The organism is Achromobacter sp. RTa (assembly GCF_000757485.1).
Lineage (GTDB): Bacteria > Pseudomonadota > Gammaproteobacteria > Burkholderiales > Burkholderiaceae_B > Achromobacter.
Genome location: NZ_JPYO01000029.1, coordinates 68,485 through 81,728 on the forward strand (window position 1 = coordinate 68,485; position 13,244 = coordinate 81,728).

Genomic DNA, 13,244 nt, shown 5'->3' on the forward strand with positions numbered 1-13,244 from the left:
TACCGGCAGGCCGGCCCTATGCAGGCACTCCCAACTGGAGGGCCGATGTGCATCCACTAGCCGCGCTCAAGAAGCAGGCTTGGCCCACCTTTTCATAGTGTTACATTTTGAACTCCTGCAACTCCGACGCCGGCTGGCTGCACGTCATTCGCCCCAGCCCCCTCACGGGTTGGGCGTTTTCGTCCAGACTGGCGCCAGGCTCCGGGACGATGAGGTGGGGCAGTGGGCGCGGTCGTAGCAATAGGCTAGCTGAACCAACCTTTGACAGAGTCCACAGACCTTATCCGCTTCGCACATACTGAAAGGCTGGGAATTTTTAGTAACTGGGTGAAGTGGCCCAATCTGCACGGGCTTAGGCCCACCCCAAAGTTTCTTTAGATCAAAGGCTTAGGAGGTTGTTATGGCGGACCAGTCCCGGGGTACGTTGAAGGCGCAGCCCCCCCTATTTAAGGTCGAAGCCCAGGCTGAAATTGATGGGGTCGAAATGGGAGTCCTGGATACGGCATCCCATACTTGACGGAAAGTGGCTGGGCGCGAATGTGTGGTATCGACCGAAAAGTTCTCAATCGCCTGGCAATTAATTGGGACGACGAGCAAATTAAACCTCGCGGTCGTCAAATCTCTCAGCTGCTTGAACAAGGCGGATACCGTGAAGACACACTCTTTGTACGCGCACGTCCCGTTTTTATTAAGAGTTTTGGCCTCTCCTTAGGAACAACGCAACCTCTTCTTTTAGCAATGCCGCGTTATAGGTAGCCGCGCTAAGGGCGCTCTGTAGCACCTTCCTCCGAATTTCAGCCGGCATTTCGTGCCAGATGCTCAAGGTTGCGGCCCCGAGGCAAGCGATGACCCGCCGCTCGCCTTCGTCAAGCCTCCCTGCATCTAACATGTCAACTGACGTGGGCAGTCGCACGCCACCTTCATTAAGCCAGCGCTCAATGTCCGAGTCCTCAGGATCGCGAGTCATGCTTCTCTCCTGAAAGAGGATCTTCCCCGGCAATGCGTGCGATCCTCGCCTTGAGTGCAGACCTGTCGAATGCTGCTTGAGCGACCTCGCGATTCAATACCCGCTGCCGCGCATCAGCTGGGAGTTCGTCCCATAGGCTCAATACCGATGCCCCTAGAAAGGCGAGTATTCGGCGCTCCGACACCTCAAATTCCTCGATGGCGAACGACTGGGCTAGCGAAACCAATTGCGAGCCTCCCTCATCGTCCCAGCGTTCCAGCGCTTTAGCACCCGTTGTCTGTGACATGGCGCGGCCTCCGACAGGATTGCACGAAATTATTGTAGGCCTAGCACCACTCCACGACTTAGCCCTGTTTCAATTTAGTCTTAGGTCAGAGCTACTGCAGGGCGTACTGTAGGTATGTGGCACTCGCCACGGCAACCAAAAAGGTAAACATCATGACATTCCCTACCCGCTTCAGCGCTGCAGGCCCTCCTACCCAACCTGGCCAGGGTGACCAACCCAACAAACAGCAAGAGCAGCAAAGCCAGGAACAAAAAGACGAGGCGGCTCGCAAGCAAGCGCAGAACGACCCGCTGAAGCAACGTACCCCACAGTAGCGAGTCACACACTTTCAGCCTATTTCTACCACAAAAACGCAGCTGGCTAGCTGCTGATGGAGGCTGGAAAGTTTGTGAGTAGACGCTGACTCGTCGCGTGGTTGCGAGAGCCAGCGTTGTCGTGTACCGATCCCGATCCACCACATCTGTACGCTACTATCTCGTGGCTACGCCGCGCTTCGATTCCTTTAGGCCGTTACATCATGATGAAGCTTGTCAGTACATCATTTGCGCGCGTCATCACCGCTTGCAGAAAGATCCTCCCACCCACGGCATCTTTTCATCATCAAGATGGCCGCCGAGAACGTCAGCCAATTCCGCACTCAGTGACCTTGTCGCCTTGGCGGGTGTACAGAATCTACGCTCGGCCCGGACACCTCTTCCTTCGGAATGAACAAGGCAGAATTTTTGACCTCGGCGTCATGAAAGGGGCCGAGCCCAATTTGGCCTACCGCCTGTTCGCACGAGGCCTCACGGGCCGAGGGTTCGCTTCGCGCACGCTCCTGCTCGACGACATCACTCGTCGAATTGAAGCAGGAGAGGTTGCGGGGGAACTGCTTGACCTACCCGAGTGTACGGCAGGGCCAGGAACCGATCTGGATCGCGGTACGCACGCCGACGTCTCGATGAAGTTGACGCGCAATAGGCTAGCACTTGATCCAATTCGCAGCTAACTGGTCTCGGGCTTTGAGGAGATTGTCGGAAGTCCTACTACGATATGGTGGATGAAACGGAACGGGGAGTAATGGCTTAGCTACACGGCCGTCTTACAAAGATCGTTGGCACGACCTAGCGGATCACCGCCGTCCCCTGGATGATGATCCCAGGCTCAACAGAGATTCCCGATTGCGGGTAGGCTGGGTACGCAACATCGGGGCGCCCATAGTACCGAGGCCCCTTGCATTTTCGTTCTTCTTTGTAATCGCCATTGCCCTTCCACTTGCGCTCGACCTTGCAGTTTCCATCCCAATACTCCTGCTTATGGTCTCCGCCTTCGTAGTGGCCACCATAGTAGGGGCGCCCATGACCGGATTCGTCTTTCCAAGGATCAGCCACCACCGGCATAGACAGAGTGACTGAGCCCAGGAGAACTCCCAGGCAAAGCAAATTTGACTTTTTCATCGGGTGCCTCGCAAGCGGATTGTTCGCCGAGACATTAGGCCGACAGAGGCCGCACAATTCGACAAGAATTTACAGTCCAATTCTCAATCTTGCTTCGGGGAAATCCGAGAAGTCAACCCTCACCATTGGTATCGGACGATACATTTGAGTTGCGAACGATGCGTAGCACCCGAGCCAGCTACTTGTGGGCGGCAAGGATAATTGTGTCGTGACACGACATGTGATAAATAGATAGCCGTACGCACTGACGACACTTCTGATTCGCCCATCTACGTTGGCCGAATTGGCCTCAGAGGATTGGCTTCTGGAGGAATGCATTATGGCGCCGGGACCTCGACTATCGGATGTCATTGTCAAAATGCCGGATCGTTCTACCTGCCGTGTTGAGCGAAGGCTCGTAAGCAACCGCAGCGCAGATGGCAAGCCTGTCACACACTATGTCTGTACCTTGCCAACCGGAGACCTCGTTACGTGGCTATCCGGCGGCAAATACCGTATGCCCGATGGAACCCTAGGTATCGCCGTCGCGCACAAGCGGCCTGAAAGTGAAAGTTAACGCCGTTTCCCTGCTTTGCGCCACGCATTTTCTTGGTGCTGACAATGTGCTTTGGTGCAGCGTCCGCTGCCTTCTTTCTTGTGAAAGGGGTAGTGCAGATGAGTCGCCAATGTGGCGGGCGCGGAAGGGTTTGACATCGCGCTCGAGGGCGCAGTGGGATTTTCATTCGGGAGACCTTTCTTGACGCTCGCTTTCACCAATCACTTAGGAGATGGCTATGGGCAAGTACGACCCACACTCCCCCTTTTTGCGAGGTGAAAAATCGGCAGAATGGAAGGACAAACTGCAAGATCCATACGCCACGCTTGTTAGGCCAGCCGGAAGGGTGCAAGTCCAGTCGGCTGAAGAGGAGCTACACCAGCACATGAGGCAGGTGAGCCGCCGTCCGGGCTATGGCCACCTAGTTAACCTGCTGCAACACACCCACCGAAAACACTGATCGGCATCTCCCGCCTGGCGTCCCACCTTCGAGCTGCGACACCTTATTTCGTCAGGCCTGAAACTGTGGCACGGACACTCGATGGCCTAGAAAAAAATACCTACATCTCTGTACGAATACACTATTGCGCATGGCGTAGCCTGAATTGCATACTGAAGGCTCGCAACTTTTGGAGGGTACTACCATGAAAATGGACATCCAGAAGCTCGGCGCGCTTTCGGCGCAAGTTGGTTTAACGTTGCTCGATTGCCCTTTCCTCCGTGCGCGGGCCATGCCCGGCCATACAGGGGAACGCCCGTGGGAGTGGCGAACCAAGGTGGAAGCTTGGGAGGACGGATGGAAATCGGAAGTTGAAAAGCGATGCACGACGAGCTGGCGCCGAAGCTCGACCGGCCCTAAGAGGGCATAATTCTCTGCAACACCAAAAAAGGCTCTCCATCTTAGGGGCGCCTTTCTTTCATCTGAGGGGAATTGCATACCGCCTATAGTCTTCACACCGGGCCAGTGTGCGATAGAACTCCGCTCCTACGCCCATTAAATCCGCAGTTTCACTGGCACTTAGCCTCCCCTCAATACGGACCAGAATCTCCGCATACGCGTCCAAAACATCTGCCCAGTCACCAAATTCCAATTTTTCCAGACGGGGCAAAAGGATCATCTTAGAAACAAATTCGTCGCGCGTCATGGCATCCCTCCCAACGATGTGAATTTTGTGCAGCAAGCGCCGTGCCGGAACCGCACTATGCGTCACCCGGTCTTCAACGAATTTGACAAGCCTCCAGCTGCGCCGTTAGCCGTCGAATTCCCGCCCGGAGGGCGAAGAAATCCGACTAAGCAGCGGCATCAAGTTCGACGCCGGCTCCGTTAACCACGCTGGCGGCGGCTCGGGCTTCTGGCACTCCACCGCGGACGGCGGGCTAGATGGCACGGACGTGCAGCCGTCGGCGCCTGGGCATCAACGTCAGCCCGCAGGGAGTTATCTTCAACTTGCGCACTGCGCCGCCCTCATCATGTTCCGGCCCCGGGCTCAACAGAGCTTGTTTCAATTGAAGCCTAGGGAATGTCATCAGACCGGCGTACGTTGGACGGGTGGCATCTTCGTCACATCAACTGTAAAGGTGAGCAAAATGTCTTCGACCGTTCGTCAACATGCATCATCCAATTCATCCACGCAGCCCGACCAAGGCACCCGCACCCAAAAGCAAGCCGAGCAGCAAAGCCAGCAACAGAAGGAAGATGCAGCCCGCAAGGCTACTCAGGCAGGCCAAAACGACAAAAAGACTCCTCCGGCCGGTCAGCACTAAGTCACGCAGCGAGGACGCGAGAATGAATCCCCCCAAATGTACTTTTGAAGGACGGCCAATGCCGCGCGACGACATCCAAGAGCTTGGAGCACAGGCGGCGTGGGATGGTTTGACTTTGTTCGATTGCCCATACTTTCGTGCGAGGGCGTTGCCCAGCTACACTGGTGAATCCATCTCGACATGGAAACAAAAGGTCGACGCCTGGGAGCAGGGCTGGCAAGCCGAGACTGACAACCGCCGGGCTAAGGCTGAACGTGCAGCTGCCCTATGCGCCATGCGCCGTTTGCACTGACCAGCACACTCCTCGCCCGATGAGTCGGCCTCCAGGAAAAGCGCTGTCTCGAACATATCGTAGGGACTTACCTCCCACTACACAGGCGGCGCCAAGTCTCGTTCCCTTCCAGCACTTCGCGTCTAATTGCCGCCGGTGTCTGATCGACCTGAGTCTCCGAATCAAAGTAGATCGGCCGGGCATGGTCGCAATACTCAACGCCCACCCGAACCAGGGCCGCGCACCCAGCGAGACTTGAGATCAGCAACGACAGCACCATCATTTTGACGGGCCACGTGGTCCTGCACATCGCGCACCTCCTGGCGGGCCTGGGCCGCCTGTTCGTTGATTTGATCCTGCCGCTCCTGCCGCTCCGCCTGACTCCCCGTCGCTCGCCCCCGGTAAAAGACGCTGGCCAGCGCCGCCAGCGCCAGACCGGCAAGCAGCAACCATCCCTTGATACGTTCAAGCCACGCCAACATGGGCACCTCGCACTTCGGTCACCGCCTGGGCGTACAGGCCCGCCCAAGTTTCCGGGTGCGGCCTGCCCGGCCGCCACGTACGGATGTACATGTTCCAGGCGCCCTGCACGTCACCGACGGCCGGCAGCCGCCAGGCATCCGTCCACATGAGAAGTCGGGCCAAGGCCGCCCCCAGAACGTCGTCAGCCTCCAGCGCCGGATACACAGCCGCAGCAACTGCCTCCACGCCGCGAATGCCGCAGATCCTGTATGCATGCTCACGGCTGGCCGGATGGGTCAGCACCCCTCGCACGCCGCCCCCACGCTCGAATTGCCATAGCCCGCGAGCCGGTCCATTGCCAAGCTGTCGGCGGTGCAGAAAGCGGCTCTCCTGCAGGCCGATGGCCAGGAGCTGGACCCGCGCCGCAGCCGTGTCCATCTTGGCCGGCAGCAGCGCCAGCGCCGGGTTGATCGCCCCGGCGATAACCTCCTTCAGCGTCATGAATTGATCCTCACAATGCACGCCACATTCCCCTGAGCGCGATACACCAACACGGCGATCAAGACCGCCACCACCGCCTGCCATACCGTCACAGGCTCATGCCGCACGAGCACATCCAGGGCCTGACCGCCCGTGCCGACGATGAGCAGGTAGGCCAGCCAGGACATTCCACGGCGGAACCGGGCGCCCTTCCTGCGATACAGCAGGAGCCGCACCGCCGAAGCGAAATTCGCCACCACAAACAAAAGGGCCACCAGATGCTGGTGGCCCATGCTGATCATTTCGGCAGGTTGCATTTCAGCTCCCCTTCTTGAAGACCGCGGTGAAGTCGAACGTCTTGATGCGCTCGATTGCCGCCAGGGCAGTAGTCACGACCAGCGCCGCAGCACCGAACGCCGCGATGGCGGTTTCCTTGATGGGCGTCAGCGCCACAACATCCGGTGCGGCCAGGTAACCAATCACGAAAGAAATGGCCCAGTAGATGCCGCGCGACAGCAAACCACCTTCCTTGCGCGACACGACGAACAGCGACGCCCCGGCGAACGCACCGATGAGCGCGTTGCCATCAATTCCCGGCAGCAGGCCCGCGAGCGTCACGCCCGCGGCCGCCGCCGCCACCACACCTGTGCTTGCAGGTTCTGCCATTTATCTGCACTCCAAAAAAATGCCCGCGCTAGGCGGGCTGGTTGTCGTCGGGCTTCGGGATCGGGAATCTGCGCTTTACTTCGGCGCACCGGTCGATCCATTGCTGGACCTCATCGGGCAGCGAAATCCCCTGCTGCTGCAGGGCGGCGGCCAGCTTATAGATCGCATCCAACTGATCACCGATGGGCGGATACTGCCCGGCCCGCAGGTCTGCCACGTTAGAGACAATGGGCTTAAGCGATCTCAAAGTTCGTCCCCGTAAATGCATAGCGCAGATCGCGCGGATAGATCCCCGCGTAATAGCTTCCCGCCGGGAGGTCCAGCGAGAAGGCCTCGCCACTGGGAACCTCCATGTCGTCGTACTGCAGGCCAGTGTCGAGATTCCTGATGCTCAGCGGCCCCCCGCTCTCCAGCGCAGAAACAACCCCGGCCGCGCTCACAGTCAGGGACAGCGGCCGCTGCTCCACTACCCAGCCATCGACGGCCGCGCGAGGCGGTGCGGTGTGGTTGTGCGCCCCAACAGCGCAGACCACAGCGTCCGCCTGCAGCCCAGAATTCTTCAGGGTCATCTGCACACCAGAGGCCAGTGAACTCCGGATGAATTCTTTGTCCCCGTCATCGAGGACGCGGACCCCATCCTCTACCCTCGGGGTGTAGTCGAAAGCGGCAACACCGAAAGGAAACCCATCGCGAAAAACGGTCAGCCGAACTGGGATGACAGGGGCGTCGGCGTCCCACCCATCCCAATAGGATTGCTCCTTGATTTCCTGAACTGGAAAGGTCCTACAAAGTTGCGTCATTTCTACCTCTGAAAAGTAAACGCAGCGAGCCGTACGATTCCGTAGATGTATCCGCTGCTTGGCCGTGGCATAGACAGCGTTATCGAAGCTCCCGCAGACCCCACCCAGCCGCCTATCCAAGAAAGATTTGGGCTGTAAAAATCTTTCATCTGAGCTTGGGTATCCGCGTTGCCCAGCATCACCTTGTCGTAGATGAGCCCGTCCGTGCTAGTCGTGATCTGCACTCGCTTATTTCCGGTATTGACTCCAGATTCAGTGCAATTCACCGTGCAGAAGAAGATGACGGCGCCACCAACTCCGCTAGGGGACCAATGGCTAAACTCAGACAGCCCGCTACCGCTTGATGCACCGATTTGCATCAACCAGGAACTGGCCGTGCCAGCCACAACAGCTCCGGCAGCGATGCGCAGGGTATCAATCTGTGCGATCCCAATCTTGGCGGTGTTGATCTGAGCATCAATGATGTGCGCAGCGTGGATCGAGGCGTAGGCAATCTTCGCCCCATCGATCGTAGCGTCGGCAATCTTTGCGCCCGTGATTTGGGCGTCGCCGATCTTGGCGCTGGTGATCGTGCCGTCCTGTATCAAGGCGGACTGCATGAACACCTGATTGCCAACTATCGCGAACGGCAAGACCCTCTTTGCGGCGGGCGTAGTGCCCGTGCTGTTGAACACGACGAACTTATCAACCGCAACAGCGAAGACACTGGATTCGCCATCCGCGCCCAGGCTGACTGCGCCTGTCACGACACGCTCGCCATCCACAACTTGCGTCTTGACGCCCCAGTTGGCGGCTACCCTGCCGTCCAACTGTGCAACCGCCTCGTTGGTCGTCTGAACCGATGCGGTCACATCGCCCATTTCCGCATCCAGCCGCTGCACCGCCTGCGTATTCGCTTGCGTCGCCGTGCTGAGGACGTTTATGTCTTGCGAGTACACCCCGCGGCTGATCGGCACGCCGTAGCGGCCCACGGCCACATAGTCGATCTCATAAGCCCCTGAGCGGGTATCGCCCAGGATGAGCCGCTGGACAGTGGCGGTGGTGGCAAAGCCGGCGAGCGACGAAAGATCGAAGTCCACGACCTGCCAAGCCGTACTGCTTCCATCAACCGGACGCTGGATAACGTTCGTCCCCGTGCCGGTGGAATCCATGCCCACGTACAACGTGAACAGGTTGGCCGCATAGGTGCTGGGAAACCGAACGCGCACACGCACGATGGGGAACTGGCGCGGGTCGTACCGTTCAGCCACAGCCATGATGCGATCGACACGGCCGATTGCGTCCGTCAACTTCGTGGCACGGATGAAGTACGGAGACTGGTCCAGCCAGGAAATGGCCGCATTGGCTGGGTTAAATGCCGTCCAGCCATCCAGGCCTGAGTCGAACGACCAGGACCGCTCGGAGTCAAAGCCATCAGCGGTTTTCGCCTCCATCACATCAATGCGGCTGGCCAGAGCACTATCGGCTGTGGTGCGCGTCAGCGCCTCATCCCGAATGGCCGCCTCATTCTGCTCAAACTTGGTGTCAAGATTTTGCAGCGCTGTGGCCGTGGCCGCCTTTTCGGTCAACCGCGTTTCGCGTTCGACCACGATGTCGGCCGCGTTCTGGTCCGCCCGCGCCGACAGGCGGATGGACATTTGCGCGTTGTTCTTCGTGGCCTGCATGGCCTCATAAACGGAGGCGTCCGTATCGGCCGTCATGGCCCGAACCTCCGCCATGCGCAGCGCCATGTCCGTGGTGGCCGTTTCCAGCGAGGCCACCCGGTTGCTGTTGTCGACGGTGGTCGTCTCCAGCGTGCTGGTTCGCTGGGCAAGATCCGCGGTCGTGGTCTCCAGAACCTGAATTTTGCCGCCCTGCTCGTCGTCGCTCGTCTCCAGCGTCGTCAGGCGCTGGGCCTGGTCGGCCTGTGTCTGTTCGACGCCGGTGATTTTGCTGGCCTGCTCACCCTGCGTCGTCTCCAGCGTCGTGAGTTGCTGAGCCATCCCGGCGCTCACCGTTTCGATCTGCTCGATGGACGAGGCCATACCGTCCTGTCGCACTTGGACACGACGGATACTCTGGACGTTAGAAGCAGTCACCTTCTCCATGGACGAAATACTGGCGTCCTGGTCGGTGGCGGTGGCACGGAGCTCCGAGATTCGAAGCGCGTAATCGGTGGTGGTTTCCTCCAGATTGGTGATCTTCGTGGCCTGCTGCCCTTGCACCGTTTCCAGCGTGCTGGTGCGTTGCGCCAGGCCGTCCGTGGTTTGCTCCAGCGTTGTGACCTTGCTGGCGGTCTCGGCGGTCGTGGTCTCCAGCGTCGATGTGCGGGCCGCCACCTCGGTGGTGGTCGTTTCCAGCGTCTGGATCTTGCTGCCGTGCTCCCCTTGCGTAGTTTCCAGTGTGTCCAACCGCTGGGCCTGGGTCGCCGTCGTTTGTTCCAGGGTCTGGATCTTGCTGCCCTGCTGCCCGTCGCTCGTCTCCAGCGTATCCAGTCGTGTGGCCTGGCCGGCCTGCACGATTTTCATGCCGGAGATTTCCGACGTGTTTTGCCCGACGGCTTCCGCCAGACTGGAGTAATCGCCGATCTTTTCCCAGCTTGCGGCACTGCTGGGCGGCACATCCGTGCTCGGACCCTTCGCCCGATATAGGCCGCCGTTCCAAGAAACGATATCGTCCTTGACGTAAGCCTTTTCCGCGTCCCAAGGCTGGATGCCTTCAATGTCCGCGACCTGCGATTGCAGAACGTCGATCTGCGCCTGGAGCGACTGGTTAGTCGTGTCCACCGCCTGAACCCGGTTCTGAATCTCGGTCTGAAGGTCCTGTGATACTTGCCCGATGGCTTCGGACAGATCGCCGGCCTGTTGGGCAAGTGCAGCCGCCTGCGCCTGGTCGCCCGCGATCCGAGCCTGAGCCTCGCTGCGCAGATCTTCGCCCTGCGCGATCAGCTCCTGGGTGTGCTGCGTCAGCGTCGTTCCCTGGTCATCAACGACTTGACCAAGGTTCCCCAGCCGCTCATCCAGGCCCTCCATTTCGCTGATGAGCTGCTGTCCCGCCTCGTGGGCCATCACCTCGTTCTTGATGGCTTCCAGGTAATCGCCGGCGTTCGTGTTCGTGATGCCGTGGACACCCGTAACATTTTCAGCCGGGTAGAAAGGACCTTTCTCACCCAGAGAATCCACCAAGCGTATCCAGAACCAGTACTCGGTGCCCGCCGGCAGGCCCGGCAGCTTGAAGGTATCGCCCGGGTAGGCAATTTCGGACAGAAGCGCGGCATCCTGAAAGCCTTGATTCGGCGAAAACCACAGCTCAGCGCGCCGTACAGGGCTGATCGAGTCACGATAGCCCCATCGCGCAGTGATGCCATACAGCTCGTTGTCCGAGGCCGTCAGGAATGCCACCGTAGGCGGCGGCTCCAGGCTGCCCTCGAGGTCTTCGAACTCCGAAACCGCCCATTCCGACACAACGCCCGTTGCGCTTTCCGCCTGCACGCGGGCCTGATAGCGTCCCGCGCGAATGCCCTCCACGTCGACGGAGGTCAACGTCGTGCCCGGAAGCGCAATCCAGTTGCCGCCCTCCCGGCGCCACTGCACGTTGTATCCCTTGGCGTCCGGCGCTCCCTCCCATTCAGCACGGAGCGCATGGATGGCAAGGTTCTGGTCCACCAACGTGAACGAAGAAATTCGAACATTACGCGGTGGCTTCATCACCCGCGAGGGAATGACGGTGATGGGCAGAGGATCCAGCTTTGTCTTGCTGTCAATAAAGGAATGCTTGCCCGGATTGTCTTCCACCGCCGTGATCTCTGCGGTAATCCGATCCTTCGTGACAGTATTCGTGACTTTGAACAACTGCGGCTTCAGATCGTCTGCAGACACGCTCCAGCCGGCATCAACCTGCGGCGCTTCGCTGAATGCCGACGCCACTGTGATCTTGGTCACATCCGTCAACGCCTCCACCCCGGACACTCTGCGCTCCTCGCAAAGCCCCGATGGGAGGTTGACCGTAATAAAGTCGCCAGTCTTTACACGTGCCAGCCGGTCAAGCATCAAGGTGGTTGTGCTAACCACCTCTCGTACACGGCCACCAATGTTGGCGCCCGCCAGTACGTTATCGGCGATGGCGATGATGGAGCCAGGACGCACCGTGGCGTACTCCATCCCAGTGGAAAAACGCACACCGCGTGTTTGCGCACGCGAGGTCATCAGCATCCATCGACCCATACGCTGAGCTTGACCCCGCGATGGACACATAAATGCTGACACATCAACTGCCCGCACCCCGTAGCGTGCAATGCCCTCAAGGTCGTCCACAGGCTCTACCTTGGCGCGGCCGAAGTCATCCATGTTTGAGTACGACACGCGAGCAGCCGTGTAGCGAGTGCGTCGCCGCGTACCGTTATAGACAAACCCTTCCTTCGTGACATTCGCCTGGGTATAGGTGTGAACCGGGGTCCCGGGCATATCCGCAATGGTCGAAATCGTGCCGGCGTACACGTAGCTCATGCCATGGAATGCCGCAGCCACGTCCTGGAGCACCCGATATGCATCCTGCCTCTTAGCGATCTGACCGACCACCCGAAAACGCGGTTCCATTCCCCCTTGGCCGTCCGGTACCATCTCGTCGCAATATTGTGCGATGCGATAGAGGCCCCAGGGATCGACCATGCCGATATTGACACGGCTCCCAAGCCCAAAAATATCGTTCGTGATTAGATCCAGCAGCACCCAGGCCGGATTCGCGCACACCGATAGCTTCCAGGATCCATCCCACTGGCCAACGTAAGTACGCGTAAGGGCGTCGTAATTGCTGGGCACGCGAATCTCGCGCCCTCTCCAGCGCACAGCCCGGTTTGGGACCTGCGTAAATAGCGTCGCGGGAATCTTGTACCCGACCATTGCGATCATCGGGTATCGCAGCTTCTGGTCGACCACCTCCGTGTACGACTCGATATAAAGATCGTTCGACAGCGCCTGGCTGTTAGAGTCCGCGGTGAGGCGGCGAACGCGGATCGACCATTGTGTGGCACGAGGTGGCAAGTCGATTCGGCGGGGGCGTGCGTAACGCTGCGTGGTCTTCCCGTCCATCGCCTCCCGCAGCACTTCCTGGAACGCGCCCCCATCCACCGCAAGGTCAATGGCATAGTCCACGCGAGCACCGCCAAGATCGCCGTTCTTGGTGTTCTGTGACATCAAGCGGTCGGTCATCAGTGTGACGCGCACCGCGTCCAGATCGCGGTTCGTTATCTGCTGCGTCCAAGCCTGAGCCTGCTTTACCCGCACACCCACAGGCACGGTGTTCTCCGCGCCTGGGAAACCAGGAATAGGATCCTGGTTCTGCGTGCCAAGCGTGAAGTGGACCTCGACGCCTGGAAAGTTCTCCGAGCCGTCCTCGTTACGGATTGGCGTTCCGTTCAGGAACGTGTCCCGTAGGATGTCTCCGGTATATGGCCCTCCCGATGGCCCCACCGTGATCAGATCAAGAATGCGGGCGTACTGGGTGTTGTGAAGGCTGTCCGGTGCCTCTTTAGCCACGCGGCCACCACCACCACCTTTGCCCCCACCGTACCCGATCAAGTCGCGCACCGTGCTATCCATT

14 protein-coding genes are annotated in these 13,244 nt (G+C 59.2%); 4 read left to right on the plus strand and 10 right to left on the minus strand.

Features of this window, described 5'->3' with window-relative positions; genetic code table 11:
• Window positions 1–950: 950 nt before the first annotated feature.
• Window positions 951–1,253, minus strand: a complete 303-nt coding sequence (locus tag JL37_RS30005) for a hypothetical protein (protein WP_081955028.1) — start codon at window positions 1,251–1,253, stop codon at window positions 951–953.
• Window positions 1,254–1,773: 520 nt separating this feature from the next.
• Here JL37_RS30005 and JL37_RS30865 point away from each other — a divergent pair.
• Complete coding sequence (locus tag JL37_RS30865; RefSeq protein ID WP_081955043.1) at window positions 1,774–2,241, plus strand: hypothetical protein; 468 nt, start codon at window positions 1,774–1,776, stop codon at window positions 2,239–2,241.
• Between the two features lie 1,633 nt (window positions 2,242–3,874).
• Window positions 3,875–4,093 carry a CrpP-related protein gene (locus tag JL37_RS31020; protein ID WP_304413497.1) on the plus strand — a complete coding sequence of 73 codons (219 nt, stop codon included), beginning with the start codon at window positions 3,875–3,877 and terminating at the stop codon, window positions 4,091–4,093.
• 48 nt (window positions 4,094–4,141) lie between these two features.
• On the opposite strand, the gene JL37_RS30400 is transcribed toward JL37_RS31020, so the two are convergent.
• Window positions 4,142–4,369, minus strand: coding sequence for a DNA-3-methyladenine glycosylase (locus JL37_RS30400; RefSeq protein WP_156124275.1), 228 nt, complete (start codon window positions 4,367–4,369; stop codon window positions 4,142–4,144).
• A 105-nt stretch (window positions 4,370–4,474) separates the two neighbouring features.
• Window positions 4,475–4,612, minus strand: a complete 138-nt coding sequence (locus JL37_RS31050) for a lysis system o-spanin lipoprotein Rz1 (RefSeq protein ID WP_129528847.1) — start codon at window positions 4,610–4,612, stop codon at window positions 4,475–4,477.
• 199 nt (window positions 4,613–4,811) lie between these two features.
• Here JL37_RS31050 and JL37_RS30410 point away from each other — a divergent pair, with 199 nt between their 5' ends.
• Both JL37_RS30410 and JL37_RS31025 read left to right on the plus strand, forming a co-directional pair.
• The gene (locus JL37_RS30410) at window positions 4,812–4,988 is read left to right on the plus strand and encodes a hypothetical protein (RefSeq protein ID WP_156124276.1); all 177 of its coding nucleotides are present in this window, start codon (window positions 4,812–4,814) and stop codon (window positions 4,986–4,988) included.
• A 58-nt stretch (window positions 4,989–5,046) separates the two neighbouring features.
• Window positions 5,047–5,280 carry a CrpP-related protein gene (locus JL37_RS31025; RefSeq protein WP_081955030.1) on the plus strand — a complete coding sequence of 78 codons (234 nt, stop codon included), beginning with the start codon at window positions 5,047–5,049 and terminating at the stop codon, window positions 5,278–5,280.
• A 194-nt stretch (window positions 5,281–5,474) separates the two neighbouring features.
• Here JL37_RS31025 and JL37_RS30030 read toward each other — a convergent pair whose 3' ends face one another.
• The 7 genes from JL37_RS30030 to JL37_RS29700 form a co-directional block, all read right to left on the minus strand.
• Window positions 5,475–5,741 carry a hypothetical protein gene (locus tag JL37_RS30030; protein WP_081955031.1) on the minus strand — a complete coding sequence of 89 codons (267 nt, stop codon included), beginning with the start codon at window positions 5,739–5,741 and terminating at the stop codon, window positions 5,475–5,477.
• Entirely contained in the window at window positions 5,725–6,222 is a 498-nt protein-coding gene (locus tag JL37_RS10940) for a hypothetical protein (RefSeq protein ID WP_043544009.1), read from the minus strand. Before JL37_RS10940 ends, JL37_RS30030 begins: the two co-directional genes overlap by 17 nt.
• Window positions 6,219–6,518: a phage holin family protein gene (locus JL37_RS10945; RefSeq protein WP_052097072.1), complete on the minus strand. Its 300-nt coding sequence runs from the start codon at window positions 6,516–6,518 to the stop codon at window positions 6,219–6,221. Before JL37_RS10945 ends, JL37_RS10940 begins: the two co-directional genes overlap by 4 nt.
• Before the next feature lies 1 nt (window position 6,519).
• Window positions 6,520–6,867: a putative holin gene (locus JL37_RS10950; protein WP_043544012.1), complete on the minus strand. Its 348-nt coding sequence runs from the start codon at window positions 6,865–6,867 to the stop codon at window positions 6,520–6,522.
• Between the two features lie 28 nt (window positions 6,868–6,895).
• The gene (locus JL37_RS10955) at window positions 6,896–7,039 is read right to left on the minus strand and encodes a hypothetical protein (RefSeq protein WP_156124277.1); all 144 of its coding nucleotides are present in this window, start codon (window positions 7,037–7,039) and stop codon (window positions 6,896–6,898) included.
• A gap of 61 nt (window positions 7,040–7,100) precedes the next feature.
• Window positions 7,101–7,667 (minus strand): hypothetical protein, encoded by a 567-nt coding sequence (locus tag JL37_RS10960; RefSeq protein ID WP_043544014.1) that lies wholly within the window; start codon window positions 7,665–7,667, stop codon window positions 7,101–7,103.
• A 2-nt stretch (window positions 7,668–7,669) separates the two neighbouring features.
• Window positions 7,670–13,243 (minus strand): phage tail protein, encoded by a 5,574-nt coding sequence (locus JL37_RS29700; protein WP_052097074.1) that lies wholly within the window; start codon window positions 13,241–13,243, stop codon window positions 7,670–7,672.
• Window position 13,244 lies beyond the last annotated feature (1 nt).